This window comes from Thermodesulfobacteriota bacterium (assembly GCA_026415035.1).
GTDB lineage: Bacteria > Desulfobacterota > BSN033 > BSN033 > UBA1163 > RBG-16-49-23.
In genome coordinates this window covers 33,291-58,926 of record JAOAHX010000004.1, presented here as the reverse complement: position 1 = coordinate 58,926, position 25,636 = coordinate 33,291, and the positions used below count along the sequence as shown (strand labels likewise).

At 58.4% G+C, this 25,636-nt stretch carries 24 protein-coding genes; 4 read left to right on the top strand and 20 right to left on the bottom strand.

Annotated elements, in window-relative coordinates:
• Positions 1-63: 63 nt before the first annotated feature.
• The 3 genes from N3G78_03915 to N3G78_03905 are packed head-to-tail and all read left to right on the top strand — an operon-like array spanning position 64 to position 3,309.
• Entirely contained in the window at positions 64-1,788 is a 1,725-nt protein-coding gene (locus N3G78_03915; protein ID MCX8117069.1) for a long-chain fatty acid--CoA ligase, read from the top strand.
• A gap of 1 nt (position 1,789) precedes the next feature.
• A complete protein-coding gene (locus N3G78_03910; GenBank protein ID MCX8117068.1) occupies positions 1,790-2,557 on the top strand; it encodes an ABC transporter ATP-binding protein in 768 nt (255 codons plus the stop codon).
• 5 nt (positions 2,558-2,562) lie between these two features.
• Complete coding sequence (locus tag N3G78_03905; GenBank protein MCX8117067.1) at positions 2,563-3,309, top strand: ABC transporter ATP-binding protein; 747 nt, start codon at positions 2,563-2,565, stop codon at positions 3,307-3,309.
• A gap of 9 nt (positions 3,310-3,318) precedes the next feature.
• On the opposite strand, the gene N3G78_03900 is transcribed toward N3G78_03905, so the two are convergent.
• Complete coding sequence (locus N3G78_03900; protein MCX8117066.1) at positions 3,319-5,142, bottom strand: B12-binding domain-containing radical SAM protein; 1,824 nt, start codon at positions 5,140-5,142, stop codon at positions 3,319-3,321.
• A 106-nt stretch (positions 5,143-5,248) separates the two neighbouring features.
• Here N3G78_03900 and N3G78_03895 point away from each other — a divergent pair, with 106 nt between their 5' ends.
• Positions 5,249-7,318 (top strand): acetate--CoA ligase family protein, encoded by a 2,070-nt coding sequence (locus N3G78_03895; protein MCX8117065.1) that lies wholly within the window; start codon positions 5,249-5,251, stop codon positions 7,316-7,318.
• A 47-nt stretch (positions 7,319-7,365) separates the two neighbouring features.
• Here the strand turns inward: N3G78_03895 and N3G78_03890 are convergent, their stop codons facing one another.
• The 19 genes from N3G78_03890 to iolN all read right to left on the bottom strand — a co-directional run bounded on the left by N3G78_03890 (position 7,366) and on the right by iolN (position 25,588).
• Complete coding sequence (locus N3G78_03890) at positions 7,366-8,007, bottom strand: lactate utilization protein (protein MCX8117064.1); 642 nt, start codon at positions 8,005-8,007, stop codon at positions 7,366-7,368.
• A 25-nt stretch (positions 8,008-8,032) separates the two neighbouring features.
• Positions 8,033-8,677, bottom strand: a complete 645-nt coding sequence (locus N3G78_03885; GenBank protein ID MCX8117063.1) for an HAD family hydrolase — start codon at positions 8,675-8,677, stop codon at positions 8,033-8,035.
• 9 nt (positions 8,678-8,686) lie between these two features.
• Entirely contained in the window at positions 8,687-9,322 is a 636-nt protein-coding gene (locus tag N3G78_03880) for a histidine phosphatase family protein (protein ID MCX8117062.1), read from the bottom strand.
• Positions 9,323-9,774: 452 nt separating this feature from the next.
• Complete coding sequence (hemL, locus tag N3G78_03875) at positions 9,775-11,058, bottom strand: glutamate-1-semialdehyde 2,1-aminomutase (GenBank protein ID MCX8117061.1); 1,284 nt, start codon at positions 11,056-11,058, stop codon at positions 9,775-9,777.
• Between the two features lie 2 nt (positions 11,059-11,060).
• Positions 11,061-11,834 carry a fumarylacetoacetate hydrolase family protein gene (locus N3G78_03870; GenBank protein ID MCX8117060.1) on the bottom strand — a complete coding sequence of 258 codons (774 nt, stop codon included), beginning with the start codon at positions 11,832-11,834 and terminating at the stop codon, positions 11,061-11,063.
• Between the two features lie 16 nt (positions 11,835-11,850).
• Positions 11,851-12,660, bottom strand: a complete 810-nt coding sequence (gene dapB, locus N3G78_03865) for a 4-hydroxy-tetrahydrodipicolinate reductase (protein MCX8117059.1) — start codon at positions 12,658-12,660, stop codon at positions 11,851-11,853.
• Positions 12,657-13,493 (bottom strand): diaminopimelate epimerase, encoded by an 837-nt coding sequence (gene dapF / locus N3G78_03860; GenBank protein MCX8117058.1) that lies wholly within the window; start codon positions 13,491-13,493, stop codon positions 12,657-12,659. Before dapF ends, dapB begins: the two co-directional genes overlap by 4 nt.
• Positions 13,490-14,749 carry a diaminopimelate decarboxylase gene (gene lysA, locus N3G78_03855; protein MCX8117057.1) on the bottom strand — a complete coding sequence of 420 codons (1,260 nt, stop codon included), beginning with the start codon at positions 14,747-14,749 and terminating at the stop codon, positions 13,490-13,492. The genes dapF and lysA overlap by 4 nt, the downstream gene beginning before the upstream one ends.
• An 83-nt stretch (positions 14,750-14,832) precedes the next feature.
• Entirely contained in the window at positions 14,833-15,864 is a 1,032-nt protein-coding gene (locus tag N3G78_03850; GenBank protein MCX8117056.1) for a hypothetical protein, read from the bottom strand.
• Between the two features lie 27 nt (positions 15,865-15,891).
• Entirely contained in the window at positions 15,892-16,572 is a 681-nt protein-coding gene (locus N3G78_03845) for a YggS family pyridoxal phosphate-dependent enzyme (GenBank protein ID MCX8117055.1), read from the bottom strand.
• 73 nt (positions 16,573-16,645) lie between these two features.
• The gene (locus tag N3G78_03840; protein MCX8117054.1) at positions 16,646-17,251 is read right to left on the bottom strand and encodes a Maf family protein; all 606 of its coding nucleotides are present in this window, start codon (positions 17,249-17,251) and stop codon (positions 16,646-16,648) included.
• 93 nt (positions 17,252-17,344) lie between these two features.
• Positions 17,345-18,337: an alcohol dehydrogenase catalytic domain-containing protein gene (locus N3G78_03835; protein MCX8117053.1), complete on the bottom strand. Its 993-nt coding sequence runs from the start codon at positions 18,335-18,337 to the stop codon at positions 17,345-17,347.
• 29 nt (positions 18,338-18,366) lie between these two features.
• The gene (locus N3G78_03830) at positions 18,367-19,398 is read right to left on the bottom strand and encodes an alcohol dehydrogenase catalytic domain-containing protein (GenBank protein MCX8117052.1); all 1,032 of its coding nucleotides are present in this window, start codon (positions 19,396-19,398) and stop codon (positions 18,367-18,369) included.
• Positions 19,399-19,451: 53 nt separating this feature from the next.
• Positions 19,452-20,495: a Gfo/Idh/MocA family oxidoreductase gene (locus N3G78_03825; protein MCX8117051.1), complete on the bottom strand. Its 1,044-nt coding sequence runs from the start codon at positions 20,493-20,495 to the stop codon at positions 19,452-19,454.
• Positions 20,496-20,518: 23 nt separating this feature from the next.
• Entirely contained in the window at positions 20,519-21,565 is a 1,047-nt protein-coding gene (locus N3G78_03820; protein ID MCX8117050.1) for a Gfo/Idh/MocA family oxidoreductase, read from the bottom strand.
• A 65-nt stretch (positions 21,566-21,630) separates the two neighbouring features.
• A complete protein-coding gene (locus N3G78_03815) occupies positions 21,631-22,647 on the bottom strand; it encodes a TRAP transporter substrate-binding protein (GenBank protein MCX8117049.1) in 1,017 nt (338 codons plus the stop codon).
• 98 nt (positions 22,648-22,745) lie between these two features.
• Positions 22,746-24,026 carry a TRAP transporter large permease subunit gene (locus N3G78_03810; protein MCX8117048.1) on the bottom strand — a complete coding sequence of 427 codons (1,281 nt, stop codon included), beginning with the start codon at positions 24,024-24,026 and terminating at the stop codon, positions 22,746-22,748.
• 19 nt (positions 24,027-24,045) lie between these two features.
• Entirely contained in the window at positions 24,046-24,546 is a 501-nt protein-coding gene (locus N3G78_03805) for a TRAP transporter small permease (GenBank protein MCX8117047.1), read from the bottom strand.
• A gap of 76 nt (positions 24,547-24,622) precedes the next feature.
• Complete coding sequence (gene iolN / locus N3G78_03800; protein MCX8117046.1) at positions 24,623-25,588, bottom strand: 3-dehydro-scyllo-inosose hydrolase; 966 nt, start codon at positions 25,586-25,588, stop codon at positions 24,623-24,625.
• Positions 25,589-25,636 lie beyond the last annotated feature (48 nt).

Sequence of the window (25,636 nt, the reverse complement as noted above, 5' to 3'; positions counted from 1 at the left end):
TTTTCCCATCCCTTTAAATGAAGGGAGATCAGGTGGGATGGATGGCCTACCGAAAGGCCACGAATGAACCGCGAGGATAAGAGAATGGACCCGAAAGAGATCTACGTCTCCAAACCCTGGTTGAAGCACTATCCACAGGGCGTCCCTGAGACTGTCGAAATCCCCCGTCTCTCCGTTCCGGATCTCTTCGATCAGGTCGTGGAGAAGTATGCGAAGAAAACGGCCATGATCTTTTATGGAAAAAAGGTGAGCTACGGAGAACTGCGGGATCAGGTCGACCGTTTTGCCACCGCCCTCTCCGAGCTGGGCGTGAACAAGGGAGATACGGTCGCCCTCTACCTCCTCAACTGCCCCCAGTATGTGATCGCCTATTTCGCCTCCCTAAAGGTCGGTGCCAAGGTCACGCCGATCAGCCCGGTCTATACGAGCCACGAAATCAAACATCAGCTCCTCGACAGCGAGGCCACGACCGTGGTCTGTCAGGACATCCTCTATGACAATGTGGACAAGACAGGCCTCTCCCTGAAGAATGTGATCCTCACCAATATTTCGGAGTACCTTCCACCCCTCAAAAGGCTCTTAGGAAAGAGCGCCTTAGGCAAGGTCTACCGGGATCTCCATGTGCCCACGCCGAAATATATCAGGGAGGCGGGGCTGATTCACTTTCAGGAACTGCTCAAGAAGTATCCGGCCCGACCTCCAAAGATTACGATCGATCCGGAGCAGGACATCGTGGCCCTGCCCTACACCGGAGGAACGACAGGCCTTCCCAAGGCCGCCATCCTCACCCACGGAAACATGGTGGCCCTGCAGGCACAGGTGAGGGCCTTCTGGCCCTTCTTCGAGGAAGGGAACGAGACGGTCATGGCCTTTTTGCCCTTCTTCCATATCTACGGCCAGGTCGTCGTCATGCTGGGAAGCCTCTGCCAGGGCTTCACCATGGTCCTCTTCACCACACCGGATATCGAGGACATCCTTTCGGCCATGGAGCGATACCAGGCCTCCGCCTTCTACGGCGTGCCCACCCTCTTCGAATACCTCAAGGATTACGAAAAGACGGACCGGGTCAATTGGAAGAGGCTCAAGCTGATCGCCTGCGGCGCCGATACCCTCCACGAATCGACGATCGATGCCTGGGAGCGGAGAACCGGGACGAAGATCTTCGAGGGATACGGGATGACCGAGACCACGGCCATCAGCCATGGAAGCCCGATCCACCGGCCTAAAAAGGGATCCTTCGGCGTGCCCCTTCCCGGAGTCAGGGCCGCCATCATCGAACACGAGGGGACCCGTTTTTTGCCTCCGGGCGAGGTGGGAGAGCTGATCCTCAACGGCCCCAATATCATGAAGGGTTACTGGAAGAGGGAGGAAGGGACCCGGGAGGCCTTCATCGAGATCGACGGAGAGAGGTGGCTCAGGACAGGAGATCTGGTCAGCATGGACGAAGAGGGCTACTTCCACTTCTTCGATCGGAAACGGGACCTCATCAAGTACAAGGGTTATTCGGTCTTCGCAAGGCATGTAGAAGAGGTCCTCTACAAGCATCCCATGATCAAGGCCGCGGGCGTGGTGGGCGTGCCCGATCCCAAAGTGGGCCAGTACATCAAGGCCTACGTCGTCCTCGAAAGCGAGGCAAGGGGAAAGGTCTCGGAGGAGGACATCATCAACTTCTGCAAGGAGAACCTCGCCCATTACAAGGTCCCGAAGGTGATCGAATTTCGGGGCGAGCTTCCCAAGACCGATGTGGGAAAGGTCTCCCGGAGGGAGTTGAGGGAGGAAGAGGCCTGAGATGCCCAGACCCTTTCTCGAAGTCAAAAATCTCACGAAGACCTTCGGCGGGCTGAGGGCGGTCAACCGGGTCTCCTTTTCGATGGAAAGGGAGGAGATCCTCGGCCTGATCGGGCCCAATGGCGCGGGGAAGACCACCCTCCTCAGGTTGATGACCGGCATCCTGAAACCGGACGAGGGATCCATCACCTTCATGGGCCAGGAGATCGTGGGCCGAAAGACCTGGGAGATCGTCAACCTCGGCATCGCCTCCACCTTTCAGAACATGAGGCCCTTCCGACGCCTTCCGATCATCGCCAACGTGATGGTCCCCTGTCTCTCCCCCCGCGCCATGAAACGGGGGGAGTGGGTAAAAAGGCTCGAGGCGAAGGCCATGGACGCCCTCGAGTTTGCGGGGATTTCCGACATGGCCCTTGAGAAGGCCTCCACCCTTTCCCAGGGCGATCTGAAGAGGCTCGAGGTGGCAAGGGCCATCGCCACCGAACCCGAACTGCTCCTCCTCGATGAGCCCTTCGGGGGCCTCAGCCCGGCCGAGACCGACCTGATGGCCAAGTCGATCAAACGGCTCCACAAGGGCGGCCGTTTCGGCCGGCTCCACAGCGAGGGGCCAGCCATGATCATCGTGGAGCATAAGCTCCAGTGGCTGATGAAGATCGTGGACCGGGTCCTCGTCCTCAATTTCGGGACCCTCATCGCCGATGGGCCGCCGGAGGAGGTCATCAAAGACTCCCGCGTGATCGAGGCCTACCTCGGCAAGGAAGGAGTTTAGGCGTGCTGCTCGAAGTGGCCGATCTCTCCGTCTGGTACGACAAGGCCCTGCTCCTCAACCGTTTGAGCATGGCCGTCGAAAGGGGAGAGCTGGTGAGCCTGGTCGGCCCTAACGGGGCTGGAAAATCGACCCTGCTTAGGGCCATCACGGGATTGGTGGCATGGGAAAGGGAGGTCACGCGAAGGTCGGCAAGTGGCGAGATCAGGATCGAAGGCGCCGTGACCTTCGAGGGAGAACGAATCGACCCGATCCCCGCCCACGAGATCGCCCGCCGTGGCCTGATCCTCTGCCCGGAGAGGCGAAGGCCCTTCCGAGAGATGACCGTTCTCGACAACCTCCTGGCCGGAGCCTACCTGCTCAAGGACCGGCAGGAGATCCAGACCAACCTGAACAAGGTCTATCAACTCTTTCCCATCCTCAAGAATCGATCCCTCCAGATCTCTGGGACCCTTTCGGGCGGCGAGCAGCAGATGCTCGCCATCGGCAGGGCGCTCATGGCGAGGCCGAAACTGCTCTGTATCGATGAGCCATCCACAGGCCTGGGCCCCCTTCTGAGGACCGAGGTCTTTCAGAAGATCTCCGAGATCAGCCGTTCCGGGCTCACCGTCCTCCTCGTCGAACAGGAGGTGAGCATTGTCCTCAAAATGGCAAACCGCAACTATGTCCTCTCCGCAGGAAGGATCATCGCCGAAGGCACGGCCGAGCAGCTCCTTCAAGATGAAGTCCTCCGGAAGACCTACCTAGGCCTATAACCTCCCGATTCAATCGCGGGGAACGTCCCAAGGTTTGACCGCCGGCGGATCGGGGTACCGCTCGGCGATCCACCTCTGAAACCACCGAGGAGTCTCCCGGCTCGAAGACTTCACGACCAGGGTGGGCTGGAAGAAAACCTTCTGGCCATCGAAAAGCCCAAGCGGTTTCCATTCCCTCGGATCCGGCCATTTCCAAATCACTCCCTCCCACCTCGAGAAGGTCAAGAGGCTCCGATAGGGGCTGTGGGGGACCGTATAGTCCCGTTCGATGGGATGGGAATGGTTCGAGGCAAGTTCCCAAAGGGGAAGGAGTTGTTCAGGAGAAGCCTCTTTCGGAACCTCGACCGAAAGGAGGCTGAAAGGGTTTCTTTCGAGGTAGTTTCTCAGCAACTGGGACCAATGCTCCGGCCTCTCGATCACCTCTTGGCCCATCCGGATGGTGAGGCTGTAGGCAAGACGATCTTCGAGGGAGGGAAAAGCAGCCATCTTTTCGAGGGAGGTCCAATCGACCAGATGGGATAGCCCTTTTAAAAACGAAAGGTCCTTTCCTCCCTCATCGAGACCGGGAGGCATTTCGAGGGGAGCGACCTCCTCTCCCATCTCCTTCTCGTATTCGAGGAAGGCCTGATGGATCTCTTCGGCCTGGAGATGGGGAGTCCGGGTGACCAGGTAGGGAGGCTGGGCCATGGCCTTCAAACCGAGGGATTGAGAACGCCGATAGAGTTCGGTGGAAGGGATGAGACTCAAGGGATAGAGCATCAGGGAATCGTAAGCCTCATGATCGAGGACCCAATAGAGGCTATTCAGGATGTCCTGGAGGGTCTCTCCGGGCAATCCCGCGATGAGATCGACCATTAGCTCGATCCCCGCCTCTTGAAGGGATCGGACCCTTTCAAGGAAGCGATGAAGGTCGAGCCTTCGGTGAATCCGGCGGAGCGTTCCCTGGTGGATACTCTGAAGCCCGACCTCCAGTTCGACGAACCCTGCCCTGGCCATGGTCCTGGCGGTTTGGGGGTCGATCTCCTCTGCCTCGCATTCGGCATAAAGTTTCAAACGCCGATCCGGGTTGATCACTAAAAGGCGCTGGAGGAGCTCGCCTCTCCGGGGATGCCTGTTCCAGCAGGGATCGAGAAAGACGATCTCCTCCATCCCTCTCTCCCGGGCCCTTCCGATCTCTTCTCGAAGGCGATCGAGGGGAAAGGGTCTCACCCCGGAGAAACGCTTATGATAGTAGCAATAGGCGCAACGATGGACACATCCCCGGACCGACTCCACCCAGAGCACCTTCTTCAGGTGGGAATCGAGGACCCCTCCGAGAAAAGGGGAGGAGAGTCGATTTAAGTCTACGGGGGAAGGGGAATATCCGGTGAATAGCCCTCTCTTGTCGCCTCCTGGAAGGATTAAGCCCGGGATCGTTTTGGCCTCAAAGGAGGAGTCGAGGAGGGCCTTCCAGACCCATTCCCCTTCTCCCACGACCCCGATGTCGAAGTCTGGACAGCTCCTGAGAAAGGGATTCTCGGGCGTGATCTCCGGCCCCCCCAGGACGACGATGCAGGAGGGAAGCGACCTCTTGATCTCCCGAGCAAGGAAGAGGGAGCGCTCGATGTTCCAGAGGTAGCAGCTCATGGCCACCACGTCGGGTTTGAAATCGAAGAGGGTGTGGAGGATGGAACGGTCGTTTCCATAGCTCATATAAGGCTCGGCCAGGAGCTCGGCTTCGAAGCCTGCCTCTCTGGCCAAGAGGCAGAGGCCGGCCGTGGCCAGGGGGATATTCTCACCACTGAAGAAGAAATCGTGGCCCTGAAGGGGAAGTTGAAGCAGGAGGATCTTCATCGTGCACGGTTCTATTTTAACTTAGGTCGTTTGAATTCGTCAGGCGAAAGGGGTTATAAACATCCAAACTCCACCTGGGCTGGAGCTTTGAGGAGGAGGCAGGACGATGGATAAACTCTTCTACCCGAAATCGGTGGTCGTGGTCGGCGTCTCGGAGAGGGAGGACAACCTCGCAAGGCATATCGTCGAAAACCTCTTCGAATTCCGCTTCAACGGTGAGATCCATCTGGTGGGCCGAAGGGAAGGGGTCCTCTTCGGCCGGAGGATCCTCACCTCCCTGGACCAGCTCCCGGATGGAATCGACGTGGCCGTCATCCTCACCCCTGCCCACACCGTCCCGGATCTGGTGGAGGCCTGTGGCCGGAAGAAGATCTTCTGGGTCATCATCGAAACAGGCGGGTTTCGGGAATATTCCGAAGAGGGCGCCGAACTCGAAAGGAGAGTCCTCCAGATCGCAAGGAAATGGGGGATCCGGATCGTGGGCCCAAATGGCATCGGGGTCTTCAACATCGACAACGGATTCGTCGTCCCCTTTGTGAAGGTCAAGAGAGGTCCCCTCACGAAGGGGAAACTCTCCATCCTGGCCCAAAGCGGCGGGGTTCTGCTCTCTTACGCCAACCACCTGATCAGCGCCAACGTCGGCCTCTCCAAGATGGTGAGCATGGGCAATAAGCTCGATCTCAACGAGATCGACTACCTGAAGTATCTCGTCAACGACCCCGAAACCGAAATCATCGGCCTCTACCTCGAAAGCCTGGAGCGGGGAAGGGAGCTCATGGAGATCGCCCGTTCCACCTCCAAACCCATCATCCTCCATAAGGCCAACACCGGAGAAGGAAGCCACCAGATCGCCAGGCTCCATACCGCCGCCCTGGCCAACGACGATCGGGTCGTCGAGGCCGCCCTGAAGCAGGCCGACATCATCCGCACAAAGGACTTCCGGTCCTTTGTCAACGCCGTGAAGATCCTCTCCATCCCGCCCTGTAAAGGAAAGAACCTGGTGATCATCTCCCGTTCCGGCGGGATCGGGGTCGTGGCCGCAGATGCCGCAGAGCGACATGGATTTCGCCTTCTTCCCCCGGACCCCAAACTCCAGGAGCAGTTCCACAGCCTCTTCAGGGCCAAGGTGATCCAGCCCACCAATCCCCTCGACCTGGGAGACCTTTTCAATTTCGATCTCTATACGACGATCCTCGACCAGGCCCTCCGGTTCCAGGTGGTCCATGCCGTCCTCTTCCAGCACGGCGCGACGGCCGAGGAGAAGGAGCCTTCCAGGAGATTTGTTCAGGCGGTCAAGGACCTCGCCTTCAAGTATCAGAAACCGGTCGCCCTCCAATACAATACCGACGAGGAGGAGCTTGCCTATATCAAGAGGGCCCTCGGCTATCCCATCTTCACGGAACCCGAAGATGCCCTGACCGCCCTCGCCATCTCCCGGGACTATTATCGACGGCTGACCGCCTTGAAGGAAGCCCCACCCCGTTATCCCGTTGATCGGAACCGGGCGGCCGAGGTCCTTCGAAAAGCGATCGAGGAGAAACGAGACCCCCTGCTTTCGGAGGCCTTAGAGGTGCTTCAGGCCTACGGGATTGCTGTCCCTCCCTACCAGGTCGTCCCGAACAGGTTAGACCTGGAGAAGGCCCTTGAAGCCATACCCTTTCCTCTGGCCATGAAGGTCCTCTCGCCGGAGATCTCCCACAAATCGGATGTGGGTGGCGTGATCCTCCACATCGATTCTCTGAAGAGGGCAGAAGAGGCCTTCGATCGGATGATGAACCTCGCTCCAGGGAAGATCAGGGGCGTCCTTCTCCAGAGGATGGTCCCTGGTGGGAAAGAGGTGATCCTCGGGGCGAAAAAGGATCCTTCTTTCGGTCCGGTCATCCTCCTCGGCTTGGGAGGCATTTACGTAGAAGTCCTTAAGGAGTTTTCCCTGAGGGTGGCTCCCATCAACCGTTCCGAGGCGGCGGAGATGATCGCCGAGCTGAGGGGCTCGGCCCTCCTCAAAGGGGTTCGGGGGGAGAAACCATCGGACATGGAGGCTCTCATCGAGATGCTTCTCAGGCTCTCTCAGCTGGTGACCGATCTTCCGGAGATTGAGGGGATCGACATCAATCCCGTGATGGCCCTCGAAAGAGGGGCGGTCGCGGTGGATGCCCGCATCCTCCTAAACAAATAGAAAATCCTCCCGGAGGGTGGATCAAACGAAGTGGATCCACCAAAACCCTATATCCCCAGCGGCTCTCCTACGAGCAGGACGGCCATCTCGATCCGGCTCGGCCGCTTGGCGAGGGTGACGTAGATGTTGCAGATCCGATCCGGGGAGTTGCAATCGGAACACACGCCGGTCTCGGCGCACGGCGTCTTTCTTCCCAGCCTCTTCGCATTCTGAGGGGCGGTCCACTCTTTTAGCTTCCTCTCAGCCGCCTCGAGATCCTTTACGATCTTGTTCACGCCGCAGACGATGATTGCCCTTTTTGGCCCGATGAGCATGGCGGCCACACGGTTCCCCGAGGCATCGATGTTGAACAACTTTCCATCCTCGGTCACCGCATTGGCGCTGGAGAGGAAGACATCGGCCGAGAAGGAGACCCGGATGAGATCGAGGACCTCCTCTTGGGTCTTCCCCTGGCGCATGGGCCAGAGGAAGCGGACCTTTCGTTGGGCGAGGGCGTCGATCAAACCGATCTGGGTCAAGGTGACCGAGCCCCCTACGGCCACAACCGCTCCGTCCGGGATCCGCCTCATCACCTCCTCGTGGGCCGCTTTTGAATCCGGAACATAGAGGGCCTCGAAGTTGTTCTTCTTCAAGGCCCCGATCGTCCTCTCCACCTGTTTCTCCTGAAACCATCTCTGCCACGGTTCCATAGGTCTTTCTCCTTTTTCGTCTCCATCATGATCGAAGCCCCGGGTAGCGGAAGAGATCGAGGTGGTCGTCGATATGGAAGTCAGCCTCGAGCGCCCCATTCTTGTAAGCGATGAAGGGGATCCCCGAGGCGCGAGCCGTCTGCTGGTCCACCTCGGTATCCCCGACGAAGACCACTTCGTCCCTGGTCAGATGGAGCTGCCGCAGGATCTTTTCGATCGATTCAGGATGGGGTTTGGGATGCTTCACATCGAGGGCGGTGACAACCATATCGAAGACCGGCCAGAGGCCGAAGCGATCCATGATATGCTTCATGGAGGTCGTCCGGTTGGTGTTGATGGCCCGAAGGACCCCGTCCTTCTTCAACCGGTTCAAGGTCTCCAACAGATGGGGCTCCATCTTCAGGTAGGCGATGTAATCCCTCAGGTCGACCTCTTTGAGCGCCTCCAGCGCCTTTCTCTCCAGGTCGTCGCCCTTACCGAAGAGGAAGCGGATCGATTCATAGACCGTGTGGGAATGGACATATGCTCTCTCATCCTCCCCAAGGGGCTCCCTTCCCACCCTCGCGCACAGATCGTTATAGAGCCGGCTGTTGGCCTCGAAGGAGTCGAAGAGGACGCCGTCGCAGTCGTAGATCACGCACCGAACTTTTGCTTTTCCCTCTTCGCCCATCGTTCCCCGTTACAGGCTGACGTCGTGTCTTACGGGAAGAAAGCCTTCTCTCACTTCTCCGTCGAGGTAGTGAAAAACCCTTTTTTCGCCATTCCGCTCGACCAGATAGAGGCAGTCGTTCGTCTGTTCGATCTTGACCGTCTCTTCAAGGGGAATCTCCAAGAACATCCCGATGAGGAGGCGGTTGACGACCCGGTGGCCGACGATGAGGATCTCCTCTTCCTGGTGCTGGCGCAATACCCTCTCCACAAAAGGCCTCAATCGATTGGCCACGTCGGAATAGTTTTCCGCTCCCGGAATCCGATAGGAGAAACGGTCCTGCTTAAATCGATTCCACTCCTGTTTCAGGGTCTCATCGAACTGAAAGAGGTTCTTCTCCTCCAAGATCCCGAACCCGATCTCCTTCAGCTCGGGCTGTCTCAATACAGGAAGGCCGAGGTGATCGGCGATGGGCTGGGCCGTGAGATAGGATCTCCGCAGCGGGCTGCTGTAGATCGCCTTGAGCGGACGGTCCTTGAGGTGTTCCAAAAGGGCGAGGCTTTGGCAGTAGCCGAGGGGGCTTAGGTCTGGATCGCTCCAGCCCTGGATCTTCCCCTCCGCATTCCAGGTCGTCTCCCCATGCCTCGCGATGAAGATCCGAATCAACGGAACATCCCTCCAGGGATCATCTTTTCGGACAAACCAATGCAAACGAAACAATTATTGTAGCCGTCATTGGAGGCATTCTTCTTCAGTCATTGCGAGTGCAGCGGGGCAATCCCTTGAGATTGTTTCGTCGCGATGCCCCTCGCCATGGCACAACATGAACGTTGTTTTATTAATCTAAACCTTTTCTCCCATTCTCCGCAAGGGCACGAAGAGAGGCCGTTTCGGTTTGACGCTTCGCCTCTTTTTGGGCAAATTAAAATCGCCTTGAACCTTAAAACGATCCCGATCGATCTTTGAAGGAGATGGCCGACCTTCAGTATCTTTTGAAGTGAAGCGGCCAGGACTCGATCGGGAGGAGGTTCGAGGGTACTTTCCACAATACGGACAGAGGGAGAAATACCTTGAGCCAACGAGAAGGGAAAAAGGGGAACCTCATCGCGACGGGGGGTTCAGATCTTTTTGAAGGCGTGATCGCAGGCCTCGATCGTCCGATCCAGATCCTTCTGGGTGTGGGCCATCGAGATGAACCACGCCTCGAACTGGGAGGGCGGAAGGTAGATCCCCTGGTTGAGCATCTCGATGAAAAACCTGGCAAACCGCCTTGTATCGCTCGCCTTGGCCGAGGCGTAATCCCTTACTGGGCCCGATGTGAAAAAGAGGGTGAGCATGCCCGTGGCCCGGTTGACGGTCACCGGAAGGTTTCGATCTTCGGCACATTCCGTGATCCCTTCGGCCAAATAGGAGGTCTTCGTTTCGAGGTCTTGATAGACCTTCTTGGCCTTCAAGATCTCCAGTGTTTCGATCCCAGCGGCCATGGCGAGGGGATTTCCGGAGAGGGTCCCTGCCTGATAGACCCCTCCGAGGGGGGCCACCTTCTCCATTATCTCCCTTCGACCTCCATAAGCGCCCACAGGAAGCCCACCGCCGAGAATCTTTCCTAAGCAGGTGAGATCGGCCCGGACCCGGTAGACCTCCTGGGCACCGCCGTAGGCGGCCCGAAAGCCCGAGATGACCTCGTCGAAGATGAGGACGATCCCTTTCTCGTCACAGATCGCCCGCAGGCCTTCTAAGAAACCCTTCTCCGGAAGAACGACCCCCATATTTCCGGCGATGGGCTCTACGATGATGCAGGCGATTTCGTTCGGGTATTGAGCGACCAGGGCCCTCACCCTTTCCAGGTCGTTATAGGGAGCGGTCAGCGTGTGCTTGGCAAGATCCTCCGGAACGCCGAGGCTATCGGGAATGCCCAAGGTCGTTGCACCTGAGCCCGCCTTGACCAGCAGGCTATCTCCATGGCCATGGTAGCACCCCTCGAATTTGAGGATCTTCTCCCGGCCCGTGAAGCCCCTGGCCACTCGAATGGCGCTCATCACCGCTTCGGTGCCCGAGCTGACCATCCTCACCATCTCGATGGAGGGGAAGGCCTTCTTCACCTTCATCGCCAACTCGACCTCGAGAGAGGTGGGGGCACCGAAGCTCGTCCCCTTAGGGGCGGTCTTCTTCAGCACATTGACGATCCTCGGATGGGCATGGCCGAGGATCATGGGGCCCCACGATCCCACGTAGTCGATGTACTCGTTTCCGTCCACATCCCAGAGCCTCGACCCCCGGCCCCGGTCGATAAAGACGGGCGGGATGCCGATCGCCTTAAACGCCCGAACCGGACTGTTCACCCCGCCAGGAATGCACTCCAGGGACCTTCTATAATAGGTGAGCGACTTTTTTCGGTTCATATTTAGACTCCCGTTCCTCCTTCTGAGACCACCGTGTTGGCAAGCGTGCCGATCCCCTCGATCACCACCTCCACCCTGTCGCCCACCGCCATCGGCCCGATCCCGGAGGGCGTGCCCGTGGCGATGACATCTCCTGGCAGAAGGGTCATCACCTGGGAGATGAAGCTCACCAGCTGAAAGGGATTGAAGATGAGGTTCTTCGTATTGGAATGCTGCCGCCTCTGGCCGTTGAGGTAGGCCGAAATCTCCAATTCGCTCGGATCAACATCGGTTACGATCCAGGGGCCTATGGGGGCGAAGGTATCGAAGCTCTTGGAGAGGGTCCACTGACCATCTTTGGGCTGGAGATCCCTTGCAGTCACATCGTTGAAACAGGTGTAACCGAGGATATACTCCTTGGCCTTCTCTTCGGGGACGGCCTTTGCCCTCTTGCCGATCACGACCGCAAGCTCAGCCTCGTAATCGACCCGCCTCGACATCTTCGGATGGACGATGCCCTCTCCTGGACCGATCACCGCGGTCGAGGGTTTCAGGAAGAGGAGGGGCTTTTCCGGTATGGGGAGCTTCACCTCCTCGGCATGATCCCGGTAATTCAGCCCTAAAGCGACAATCTTCGAGGGGAGGCAGGGGGCGAGGAGCTTAACGTCTTCGAGCTTCATGACTTTGGACGAAAGGCGGAGCGGCCCGAAAGGGTCGCCCTCCATCGGGCGAATCATCCCCTCTTCGAGGACCGCCCATCCCGTTGCCTCCTTATCCTGGTACCTGACGATCTTCATTTCGTTCTCCAATCGATTATCTCTTCAATCCTAAGACATCTTGCATGTCATAGAGGCCATTGGGTTGCTTCACGACCCAGAGGGCGGCCTTGACCGCGCCCCGGGCAAAGTTGTCCCGGCTGTGGGCGCGGTGGGTGATCTCCAGGCGCTCACCGATCCCTCCGAAGAGAACCGTGTGCTCACCCACGATGTCCCCCGCCCGGATCACCTGCATCCCGATCTCCGTCCGGGTTCGTTCGCCGGTCATCCCCTTTCGTCCATAGACGGCCACCTGTTCGAGGTTGCGTCCGACGGCACCGGCGATCACCTCCCCCAATTTCAAGGCCGTCCCGCTCGGGGAGTCCTTCTTCAGACGGTGGTGGGCCTCGAGGATCTCGATATCGTACTCCTGGCCCAAGACCCTGGCCACGTCCTGAACGATGCGGAACATCAGGTTCATCCCCACGCTCATATTGGGGGCAAGCACGCAGCGAACGCTTCCGGCCATCTCCCTGATCCTTCCCATCTGCTCGGGGTTGAACCCGGTAGTCCCGATGACGATGGCAAGCCCGTTCTCCTTGGCAAACTCTAAGCTCTCAAGGGACGCCGTAGGACTGCTGAAGTTGATGATGACGTCCCCTATCCCCTTCTTGATCTTTCCTTCCAAGGGGATCCCGATCCTCCCTAAACCCACCACCTCACCGATATCGGCTCCCATGGAAGGGTGATCGGGCCTTTCTATGGCCTGGGAGAGTTCGATGCCGGATGTCTCCCTCAGGACGTGAAGGATCCGGCTGCCCATCTTGCCTGCCGCTCCAACTACGATGGCTTTGATCGATTCGCTCATTGATAAGCCTCCTCCCACATCTCTCCCTCAAAGATGACGTGGACGTCCCCTTCAAAAAAGACCCGCTTCACCTCTTCGCCTTCCTTTTCGAAATGGACGGTCAGGATCTCCCCGCCCCGGGTCCTGACCCGGACCGGGGAGCTGACCAGGCCTTTAAAGGCGGCGACCAAGGCCGAGGCCACGGTGCCGGTGCCGCAGGCGAGGGTCTCATCTTCGACCCCTCTCTCGTAGGTGCGGATCAACAACCCTTCCCCCTCCAAACGGACAAAATTCACATTGGTTCCTGAAGGGGCGTATCGGGGATGGTTTCGGATCGCCCTCCCCAGTCGGAGGACATCGATCGTCTCGATGTCCTCTACGAACATCACCGCATGGGGAACACCGGTATTGAGGCTCGAGAGCGTCAGGCTCTGTCCATCCACCCGGAGCGGTTCGTCCAGTTTGAGGCTGTGGGGTCGGGTCATCTCCAGCTTCACCCTCTTTCCATCGACCCTCGCGGTGAGGATTCCGGCGAGGGTTTCGAAGGTTAACGTCGGCCCCGTGATCCCCTTGAGGACGGCGAATCGGGCGACACACCGGCCCCCATTTCCGCACATCTCGGCTTCGCTTCCGTCCGAGTTGAAAAAACGCCATTTGAAGTCAGCCCGCTCCGATGGCTCGACAAAGATGAGCCCATCGGCGCCCACGGAGACCCTTCTCTGACAGACCTTCCGGGCGAACTCGGCCATTTGAGGGGACTCGATGAGGGGCTTCCGGTGGTCGATCAGGATGAAGTCGTTTCCGCTTCCGCTCATCTTCATGAAGGGAATCTTCACCCGGAACCTCCGATTCATCCTCTCAAAAACTCCGGGATCTCTTCTCCCCTGACCAGGTCCTCGTAGGTCTCCCGCTTCCGAATCACGTGGATCTCGTCGTCCCGGACGAGGACCTCGGCCACGCGAGGCCTCGAATTGTAATTCGACGACATGGCGAACCCGTAGGCCCCTGCGCTCATCACCGCGATCAACTCTCCGGGGTTCAAATGAGGAAGCCTCCGCCCCTTGGCCAAAAAGTCGGCAGACTCGCAGACCGGGCCCACCACATCGGCCGCGATTTCCTCCCGCGCCTCCTGCCTCACGGGAAGGATCTGGTGGAAGGAGCCATAATAACTGGGCCGGACCAGATCGTTCATGGCCGCATCGACGATGAGAAAGCGCTTCTCCTCGTTCTCCTTGAAGTAGAGGACCTTCGAGACGAGGATGCCGGCATTGCCGACGATCACCCGGCCGGGTTCGAGGATGAGGGTACAGTCGAAATGGCGGATCTCGTCGAGGATGTTGGAGGCATATTCATAGGGATGGGGAGGCTCCTCGTCATTGTAGGTGATGCCAAGGCCGCCGCCCAGGTCGAGGTAGCGGATCTCCATCCCCTCTCTCCTCAACTGATCGACCAAGTCCTTCAGCTTCCGGAGGGCCTCCACGAAGGGGGCCACCTCGAGCAGTTGAGACCCGAGATGGCAGTCGATCCCGATGACCTTCAGGTTGGGCAGTTCCGAGGCCCGGCGGTAGGCCAGGGCGGCCCGCTGGATGTCGATGCCGAACTTGTTCTGCTTCAAGCCCGTGGTGATGTAGGGATGGGTTTTGGGATCGATGTCGGGGTTGACCCGGATGGCCACCGATGCCTTTGTGTTCATCCGGCCGGCCACCTCGTCGATCTTCTCGAGCTCCATCATCGATTCGACATTGAACATGAGGATGCCGGCCTCGAGACCCTCCTCGATCTCGTCCTCTCTCTTTCCCACCCCTGAAAAGACGACCTTCTTCGGATCGGCTCCTGCCTTGAGGGCCCGGTAGAGTTCGCCTCCGGAGACCACATCGACGCCGCTTCCGAGGTTGACGAAGAGCCGGATGAGAGAGAGGTTGGAGTTGGCCTTCATCGAGTAGCAGACGAGATGAGGGATCCCTTCGAAGGCCTCGTTGAAGACCTTATAATGCCTGACCAGGGTCCGATAACTGTAAAGGTAGAAGGGGGTTCCGACCTCCTGGGCGATCCGGCTCACGGGAACCCTCTCGCAATAAAGTTCTCCGTTTTTGTATTCGAAGTAGTGCATCTGGCGCTCCTGATCGGTTCGGAGTCCGTCGCCTTAAAATTCTATGACCATTTGCTCCGAACCACGCATTATACCTTCCCACATCAATAAAGGTACTTCACCCTCACCTCTTCGGAGAGGGGGCTTTCGTTTCGGCGGGGCGAGCGATCCACGGCCGTCACCGCATATTCGTATTCTTGCCCGATCTGAACGTCCTTATCAAGATAGGTCTCTTTGGGGAGGGGGTCGGGATGGATCCTCCTCATCGCCTCCTCGCCGATCCTCCTCCGATAGACGTAATACCCCAGGAGGTCTGGCTCCCTGTTCCTCCTCCAGTTCAGTTCCATGCCGTCCTTGAGGGGAATGGCGACCAGGCCGACAGGGGCGGAGGGAGGGACGAGGTCGGTAGGGGTGATGGGGAGGCTCAGGGAGCTTTTCCCCTCGACATCGGTCTTGACGACCCTCTTTACCGCCCTGACCGAGTAGATATACTGCCTGTCGTTCTCGACGGTGAGATCCGTAAACTGGGTCGTGGTCAATACCTCCCGGTTGATGGGCTGGAGAGGAAATTCCTCGCCTTCGGCCTTCCGGTAGACATTGTAACCGGTGGCCCCCAAGACAGGCTCCCAGCTTAGATCGACCCTCTTATCCCCCCGTTCTCCTCTCACCACGCTGGTACGATGGGGGGGGTGATCCCAGAAGACCGTCACCGGATTCGATGGGGCGCTCGGATGTCCCCTGCGGTTAAAGCTCACCACCTGATAGACATAGACCTTTCTTGGCTCAAGGCCCTCGAAGAGGAGGGATATCCTCTTCCCTTTATCCTCTCCTTTCGGGTCGAGTTTGGCTTCGTGCACCACGTTAAATCTCTCTCCACACCCCCTGCATTGGTCTCCGAACAGGTCCCCTTCGGAGCGTAGGACCCGAAAACCGGCAAGATCGGTCAGGGGGGACCGGTCGGTGTTCTCTTTGGGAAGGGTCCATTCGAGAAGAAGTCGCTCCTCCCTCGACCTCGCTTCCAGATCGACGATCCTTTTGGGGACGATCGAAGACCACGGGACAGGAGGCGCCTTCCGCCCGCAACCCGCGCCTATAAAAAGCATGATCGAGAGAAGGAATAGGGTCCTTTTTTTCAACGGTAACTCCTCTGAAATAGCTCCATGTTATTTTCGGGGACCGAAGATGGCGGTGCCCACCCTCACATAGGTCGCCCCCTCCTCGATGGCGATCTCGAAGTCGTTCGACATGCCCATGGAGAGCTCTTTAAGGAAGATTCCCTCGCGGGCCATCCTCTCCCCGAGCCCTCTGAGCTGGATGAAATAAGGCCGGCTCCGTTCGGGATCCTCAAAATAGGGGGGCATGGTCATCAGACCTACCAAGGCGAGATGGTTCAGAGAGAGGATCCTGCCTGCAAGCTCGATGGCCTTCGTTTCCTCGGTCCCAAATTTGGTTGCCTCTCCGGAGAGGTTGACCTCGATCATCACCTCGACCCTCCGACCCTCCTTTTCTGCCCTCCGGTTCAGTTCCTCGGCCAGAGACGGGCTATCGACCGAGTGGATCAGGTCGAAAAGTCGAACGGCATATTTTGCCTTGTTCGACTGGAGGTGGCCGATGAAATGCCAGGAGACGGCTTTGCCGATCTCCTCGATCTTCTTCTGGGCCTCCTGGACATAATTCTCGCCCAGGATGGTCACCCCGGCCTCGATCGCCTCCCGGATCCGGGCCACCTCTACCGTCTTAGAAACGGCAACCAACTTGACCTCGCCGGGATCCCTTCCCGCCTTCCGGGCCGCCTTCTCGATCCTCTCCAGGACCCGTAAATAGTTTTCCCTTATTGTGGACATCGTCTCTCTGGGATTGACGTCACCTCGTCGGGATTCCTCTTCGGTCGTCGAACCTCGTGACGGGGTCGGATCGTCAATCCAAAATCCGGAATCCTTGTTCCGAAATGGTCAGGGCCCCAAGCCCCAGCAACATCTCCATCAACTCGCACAGGGGTAGGCCGACCACGTTCGTATAGGAACCCATTACCGCCTCGATCATAAACGCCCCGATCCCCTGAACGCCATAGCCCCCGGCCTTGTCGAAGGGCTCGCCGGTGTCCACATACCACTCCATCTCTTCGGGCCTGAGCCTTTTGATCCTGACGGAGGATTCCACAACCTCGGTCGCAGACCTCCCTTTCAGAAGGTGATGGACCGATAGGCCCGAAAGGACCCGATGCTCCCTCCCGCTGAGAAGCCTGAGCATCCTTATGGCCTCTTCCCTGCCCTTAGGTTTTCCCAGGATGAGACCGTCGATGAAGACGATGGTATCCGCCCCGATCACCCAGGCCTCCGGGAAGCGCTTGGCCACCTCGAGGGCCTTCGCCCCGGCCAGCCGGGTCACGTGATCGCGGGGGGATTCGCCGGGAAGGGATTCCTCTTCGACCTCGCTGGGGACCGCCTCGAAATCGAGGCCCAGTTGCCTCAGGAGTTCGAACCGCCTTGGAGAGGCAGAGGCAAGGATCAACCTGGGCTTCATCCTCAAAAAGGCTAAGGTAATTTCGAGGGATTGTCAAGAATCTGGAGCGGTGAAGAAAGAAGGAGACGACGAGGCGAGGGCTCGAAAAATAGGTCACACGTCCCTGAAGTCAAGAACGATTTTGACGAATTTTCCGCTTAAGGCATCGGAAAAGGCCTCCCGGTATCGACCCAGAGGCACGATCTTCGAAAGAACGGGGCCGATATCGAACCCAGGATTTCGAAGAAGTGCAATGGCTTCCTCAAAATCCCTTTTCGTGTAGATGATCGTGCCGCAAATGGTGATCTCGCCCCGGGTGATCCGTAGGGCAGGGTATCGAACCTCCTCTCCGATGATCCCGAGGGAGATGACGACGCCCCCCGGTTTTACGATCTCGAAGGCCTGTTCGATCGAGGCCTTCACGCCGGCGGCCTCCACGACGAGATCGAACATCTCGTCTTTAACCCTCTCAGGGTGTAGGGTCTGGATCCTCTCTCCGAAGCCCTTGGCCCTTTCCATCTTTTCCGGGACGATGTCCATCGCCGTGATCTCCACGCCCAGATGGTTGAGCAGGGCGATCGCGAGCAGCCCCTCGGTGCCACAACCGATCACGGCGACCGACATCTCCTTATGAATCGGGGTTCGATTTAAGGCGTGGACATTGACAGCAAAGGGTTCCACCAGGATCGCCCGTTCATCAGGCAGGTCGGGGGGGACGGGCACGACGAATTCGGAATCGATCGTGATCTCCTGGGCGAAGAGACCGTCACAGGTCACCCCGAAGGAGCGTTTTTCTTTGCAGAGATTGGTCTTGCCCTTTAGGCAGAATTCGCAACTTCCGCAATAGGTGTTTGGATACGAAACAACCCGGCTCCCGACAGGATGGGGAGACATCATACCCGCCTCGATCACGGTCCCCAAGATCTCGTGGCCAGGACGGCAGGGATATTTTGCATAGGGGATGGCGCCTCTGAAAACCCTCAGGTCGGATCCGCAGATCCCCCCGTAGAGGACCCTGACCTTCACCTCATGGTCCCCTGGGGGAGGGGCCGAAGCGGCCTTCCTCATCTCTAAGTCCTGGGGCTTTTCGAGAAAGAGCTCAAACATCGGAAGCTCCCTCGCGAGACCCTCCTCCCCTAAATCTCGAAGATCACCTTTGCCACCTCACCCCTCCGAGAAGCCTCCAAGGCCTCCTTCGCCTCTTCAAGGCGAAAGACCCTCGTAGCGAGGGGGGCGGCCTGGACCTTTCGGTCCTTCAGCCAACGGACCGCTCTGACGAAGTAGCGGGGCAACGACCCCGCATCTCCGAAAATCCTCAGGCCGCTGCGGGCGATCGTGAGGGGGCTTAGGGTGGCTTCGGGATAGAGACCGAAAAAGGAAACCCTCCCCTTTGCAGCCGCCACCTCGATCGTCAGGGGAATCACGGCAGGAGAGCTGGCCGTTTCGACGACGATATCCGCTCCAAGGCCTTCGGTCAGCTCGCGAACCCGCTGGACCACATCTTCCCTTTGAACGTTGAGGATATGATCGGCGCCAAGTTCCTTTGCCTTCTCGAACCGGTTCGCATCCTGATCGATCCCGATCATGATCACCTGGCTGGCCCCTGCGGCCTTAAAGGCCTGGAGATGGAAGAGGCCGATGGCTCCGGGACCGAAGATCACCACCGTATCCCCGACCATCGGCTTCACCTGTTCCATCGTCCGGACCGTCAGGCTGATGGGTTCCAGGCAGGCTGCGTCGATGAAGGAGACATGATCGGGAAGTTTATGGGCAGCGCGGGCCGGGACCACCACATATTCGGCAAAGACTCCGTCATAGGTGATCCCCACATGCCTCCAGTTGGGACACATGTTGGTGTTTCCGTTGAGGCAATTGACGCAGATCCCACACCCATAGACGGCCTCCATCCCCACCCTGTCCCCCACGGAGACGTTCTCCACGCCCTCGCCAAGGGCTGCCACCACGCCGGCTCCCTCGTGGCCCAGGACGATGGGGATGGGCACGGGCTTTCGCCCTTTATACTTGTTTTCCAAAATGGCTACGTCCGTGTAGCAGAGGCTTGCCGCCTTCACCTCGACCAGGATCTCTCCTAGCCCCGGCTTCGGCATGGGAACCTCCTTCACCTCGAAGGCCCCCGCCTCCGGAGCGGTCTTCACAAGGGCTTTCATCCAAGGTCCTCCTTCCATCTCCTCCGACTCTCTTCCGTCTCCTTCCCGAAGGGCTAAAGCTGTACGGGCTGGCCGGTCTCCCCCGATCTCTGGATGGCCAGGGTCACCTCCAGCGTCCTCCTTCCGTCCTCTCCCGAGATCCGGGGCTCTTCCAGGCCCTGGACGACCCTGCAAAAATGTCTGAATTCTTTGACGTAAGGGTCCTCCCGGACCACTTTATACCCCTGCTCCGTGATGGGATAATTCCAACCGACTTTCGAAGGGTCAGAGTAGTAGCGCCTCTTCATCTGGGGAAAGAGCAAGGAGCCCTCTGTCCCGAAAAACTCGTAGCAGTTTCCGAAGTCGTGATAAAGGAGCGGGTTTTCTCCGGTCGTCCCCTCCCAGGAGGTGAGGGAAGGCGTGCAATCCGAGAGGAAGATGGTTCCGAGGGCCCCATTCCTGAAACGGAGGGCGATGGCAGCGGTGTCTTCGACGGGGAAATTTCTCACCCCGTTGCTCACGAGGGCGAAGACCTGATCGATCTCGCCGCAGATATACCTGAGGTTGTCGATCTCGTGGATCAGGTTGATGAGAATCGGTCCCCCGCCCTTCTCCTTTCTCCAAGAGAGGGGGCCCTCGAAATAAGATGCCGGCTTCAATAAGGCCCAAGTCACCGTCACCCCTACCAACCCTCCGAGCTCGCCTCCGGCGACGATCTCCCGGGCCTTCTCGACAAGGCTGCTAAATCTCCGCTGATGTCCGACGAGGATACGAACCCCGTTCTGCTTGGCCGCTTCGATGAGTCGATCGGCCTCGGAGAGGCTCTGAGCGATGGGCTTCTCCACAAAGAGGTGAAGCCCCTTTTGGGCACAAACGATCCCCACGGGCGCATGGAGGGGGTTGGGGAGGGCCAGGACGACCCCCTGGAGGTCCTCCTTCTCGATCATCTCTTCATAATGGAGGTAGAATCGGATCCCGATCTCCTCGGTCACCGCCTTCTGTTTTTCGTCGATGTCCGAGGCGGCCACAAGTTGACACTCCGGAATCCTGGACAAGGTCCTGGCATGGGGAGCCCCCATGAGCCCCAAACCGATCAACCCGAGCCGCACCCTTTCCATGTTCCCCCTGGTCGAAAGGCCTTTCAGTCAAAAAGGATCGGCTGGCCCGTCTCCCCTGACTTTTGAATCGCCAGGGTCACCTCGAGGGTCTTTCGGGCATCCTCTCCATCGATCTTGGGCATCTCCGTGCCCCGGATGACCCCGCAAAAGTTCCGGATCTGTCGGGTATAAGGATCCTCCCGGTCGATTTTCATCCCCTCTTCCGAAAGCGGATACTGCCAACCCGTCCTTTCCGGGTCCCGGTAGAAGAGTTTCTTCATCCTCGGGAAAACGATCACCGCCTCTGTCCCATAATAGAGATAGCAGTTTTCCGGGCTGTGATAGAAGAAGGGATTCTCTCCTGTGTTGGCCTCGTATCCGATATTTCCCGGAGCGGTGTCGGTAAAGAAGATGTTGGCCACCGCGCCATTGTCCAGCCTGAGGTTGATGCTCACCGTATCCTCGACGGGAAATTTACGGGCCTCGTTGCTCACCTCTGCGTAGAGTCGCTTAACTTCGCCACAGATATAGCGGATATTGTCGATCTCATGGATCAGGTTGATCCGGATCGGTCCCCCACCGGGTTTCGCCCTCCAGGCAAAGGGGCCTTGGAAATAATCCCTTGGCTTGTATAGGGACCAGAGGACCGTCACCCCCACCAGCTTTCCGATCTTTCCTCCCCTGACGATGTTCCGAAGCTCCTCGACGAGGGGGTTATGCCTTCGATGGTGGCCCACCATCAGGTGCACCTTATTCTCCCTGGCCACCTGGATCAGTCGGTCGGCCGATTCGAGGTCGGCCGCAATGGGCTTCTCCATGAGGATGTGAAGCCCCTTTTGGGCACAGGCCGCGCCCACCGAAAGGTGAAGTTCGTTGGGCACGGCTACCACCACACCCTCCAATCGTTCTTTGGAGATCATCTCTTCGTAAGAGGGATAGAATCGGACCCCCAACCCCTCCGCCGTGTTTCGATGTTTGAGGTCTATGTCGGAGGCGGCCACGAACTCCACCTCCTTCATCCGGCTCATCGTCTCGGCGTGGACCTTCCCGATCATCCCCATCCCGATCAAACCCAGTCGCACCTTTTCCATCGGCCTTCCTCTTCCCTAAAAAAGGGCCTGGACGTAACCGCCCAGGCCCGGATTCATCACCTTTTTTATCGCCGAACTTTCGCCAGCTCAGCCTGAAGGGCGCTCACCACCTCCGGCCCCACAATGGCCCCGTGCTTCTCCACCACCGGCTTCATCTTTTCGCGGAATTTGGCCATCTCCGCGGGGCCGAATTCCGTCACCTGCATCCCGTGCTTCTTCAGGGCATCGAGGGCCGCCCCCATCTGCTCACGGTTAAATTTCCGCTGAAAGATGGCGGCCTCCCTCGCAGCATCTCGGAGGATCTTCTTCTCGTCGGCCGTGAGTGTATCCCAGAACTTCTTGCTGATCATGACGGCCTGGGGGTTGTACTGGTGATTCGTGATCGCCAGATATTTCTGGACCTCGTAAAATTTGTTGGCCAGGATGACGGTGAAAGGGTTCTCCTGTCCATCGACCGCCTTCTGCTCGAGGGCCGCATAGAGTTCCGGGAAGGGAAGCGGAGTCGGGCTGGCGCCCAAAGCGCTGACCCAATCGACGTTGATGGGATTGGGGATGACCCGGATCTTCAGCCCGGCAATGTCCTCGAGGCGGTGGATCGGCCGCTTGCTGTTGGTGATATGGCGGAACCCCAGCTCAAAGTAGGCCAACCCAATAATGCCTTTGTCGGTCAATTTGTCCATCATCATCTGGCCGAAGGGACCATCCACCACGGCATCGGCCTCTGCACCGCCGCCAAACATGAAGGGGAAATCGAAGATGGCAAATTCCTTCACCTGCGCAGCTAAAATGCCCGCATTCATCGAGACCATCTCTATGGTCCCACCCTGAAGGGCTGAGACATTGTGCTGATCGCTTCCCAACACCCCTCCCGGGAAAAGGTTGACCTTGATCTTTCCGCCCGTCTTCGCGTTCACGATTTCGGCGAACTTCTCCATCCCCGCCACGATGGGATGTCCCTTGGGGTTCTGGGTGGCAAACTTGAGCGTCCTTTCCTTGACATCCTGCGCTGAGGCCATCCCGAAAAGACCCAAGACCGTGACCATCGCCACCACGATACTAAGACACCAAACTCCCTTCCTCATGGCACACCTCCCTTAAGAAATTTGTTGTTAGTACGCACCTTCGAAGCTCCGGAGGCGTGGCGTACAGATCGCCTCCGGGATTCCCCCCAGCCGGTATTTTAGCCGATGAGCAATTTGGCCGGCCATGTGACGAGCTGGGGAAAGAGCACCATCAGAAACATAATGGCAAATTGGGCCATCATGAAGGGTAAGACCCCCTTGGTCACCTCGTCCATATGGACCTTGCCCACGCCCGCGACCGTGTTGAGAACGGTTCCGACCGGTGGGGTGACCAGACCGATCGCATTGTTGATCATGAACAGCACGCCGAAGTAGACCGGATCGATCCCGGCCGCCTTCACCAGGGGCATCAACACCGGAGTCAACATCAGGATGGTGGGCGTCATATCCAGGGCCGTGCCCACGATCATCACTAAAACCATCAGGGCGAACATCAATAGTTTCGGGTTGTCGAGAAAGGGCTCCAGAAGCCCCACGACCTGGCTGGGCAGATCGACGACCGTGATGATCCAGGCCGAAACCATGGCGGCGGCTACGAGAAACATCACGACCGAACTTGTCTTGGCGGCAGCGATAAAGATGGGAACCAGGTCTTTGATCTTGATCTCCCGGTAAACGACCAGAGAGATGACCAGGGCATAGACCGCTGCCACGACCGCGGCCTCGGTCGGCGTAAAGACGCCGAACTTGAGCCCTCCCACTACGATGACCGGAAGCCCCATGGCCCATCCCGCCCCTTTGGTGGCACTGAGAATCTCTGGGGCTGTTGCCCGAGGGGTCACGGGGATCTTCTCCTTTCGGATCAACCACCACCAGGTAACCCAAAGGGCGACCCCGAGCAGGATTCCCGGGAAGATACCGGCCAGAAAGAGCTTCATGATCGAGACGTTGGCCGCCACCCCGAAGATGACAAAGCCAATGCTGGGCGGGATGATCGGGGCGATGATCCCTGCCGAGGCGATCAATCCCGCAGACCTTGCCCGGTCATAGCCCGCAGTGGTCATCATCGGCAGGAGCAGGGCCGACAGGGCCGCCGCATCCGCAACCGCCGATCCGGACAGGGCGGCCATGCTACAGGCGGCTACGATCGTCACATATCCCAGGCCCCCCCGGATGTGGCCCACCAGGACCATGGCAAATTGGACGATTCGGCGGGACAGCCCGCCGGCGTTCATCAACTCTCCGGCCAACATGAAGAAGGGGACGGCGAGGAGAGGGAAGCTGTTTGCCCCCTCGATGACATTCTGGCCCACGATCTGCGGGTCGAACATGTTGAGATGCCACATCAGGGCCGCGCCGCTGATCAGAAGGGAGAAGGCGATGGGAACGCCGACCGCCATGGCGAGGAGCAACGAACCTAAAAAGATCGCGATGATCATACACCTCTCTCCAAAATCCTTATGGTTCCTGAGAGGTCTGCAGCGTCTGGGGTGCTTCCTTGCCCATCCAGAGACGAACTAGGTCTCGAACCAGGATCAGGCCTGCCAAGATCGCAAAGACGACCCCCGAGGCGTAGAATATGGCCACGGGGGCCTCCATCGCAGCGCTGGTCGTCGTGAGATTGATTTTGCTTTGGACCCATGCGCCTGAAAAGACCAACCCGCAGACAAAGAGCATGGAGAGGTAGGCGACCGAGAGGACGACCTTCCTCACGGTCCCTTTGAGGCGCTTGACGAGCACCTCTGTGCCAAGATGGGCCCCGTAATTGAGACCCACCACCGCGCCCAAAAAGGTCATCCAGACGAAAAGCCAGCGGGAGAGCTCTTCCGAGATGACGATGCCAGAGCGGAAACCATAGCGGAGGACGACGTTTCCGAAGACCAAGATCACCATGAGCGCAAGGAGTAAGGCCATGATATACTCCAGGCCCTTGCACAATCGATCGAACACTTTCTCCATTTTCGACCCCTCGCCCTGATGGGCCATTTAAAGAAATGTCTTTCTGAAAACCTCGTCCCCGTCTCTCTGGCTCCGTTTACGGTGGAAAGGCGATGGTGTAGAGATGTCGTCCGCCCTTCAGGGGGCCCTTCAGCAGGGCTTCGATCTCCTCCTCGGGTCGCTGGGTCAGATACTTTGTCTCGGGCAACTTCCCCGGAGGGAAACGCTCCATGATGTCGTCATGGAGCCTCTTCAAGTAGTCCAGGGTTACTTCTACGCTTTTGTAAGCCTTTTTGGGATCGGCCAGCGAAGGCTTTCCGATCACACCCTCGGGATAGATCACGCATTCGATGCCGCCGCAACCGACCGCGCAGTGGCCGGGGATGGGGTTGCCGTAGATGTCGCCCCCCCGATCGAGATGTCCCGGCGGGAGAAAGCCCCATGGCGTATTGTCTTCGGCATTTTCGAGCTGGACCATCTCGGGGAAAAGCGCCATTGAAAGCGAAGTCTCTGCCTCACAGGCATGCTGGAAGGGATAATCATAGGGCCCACCATGAGCCTTATCCATCAACGTCTGGCCCATCACCCTCGGAATATCGACGAAGATGATCATGGCCGGGACCTGATACTTCTTTCCGAATTCGTTGATGGCAGAGGGGACGATATACTCCTGGCCATGGAGGCTGATGAAGATCTGCTTCCGGAACCCGGTGTTCCAGAACCCGGCCATAATGGCCCTGAGATAGGCCGAGAAGACATCGTCCGGGATGACGATCGTCCCTGGCTGGCCGAGATGATGGTAGGGATGCGACCCATAGACCACGGGATGGGCCACGGTGCAGCCCGTTGCCTTGGCCACCTCCTCGGCGATCCGGGTCACCACAAAGATGTCCTCTCCATAGGGACCCGCCGCCCCATGGTTCTCGGTCGATCCGAGGGGAATGATGATGAGGTCGTTCTTCTGAAGTCTTTCTTCCACATCCTTCTTCGTCATCGTCTGAAAATAAATCTTATGCGGTTTGTCCATGTGCCCACCTTCCGGCGGCAGCTTCCAGTTTCCCATGCCTTTACCTCCTTCTCCTGAGGATCAAATGTAAATCCTTTTCATCGA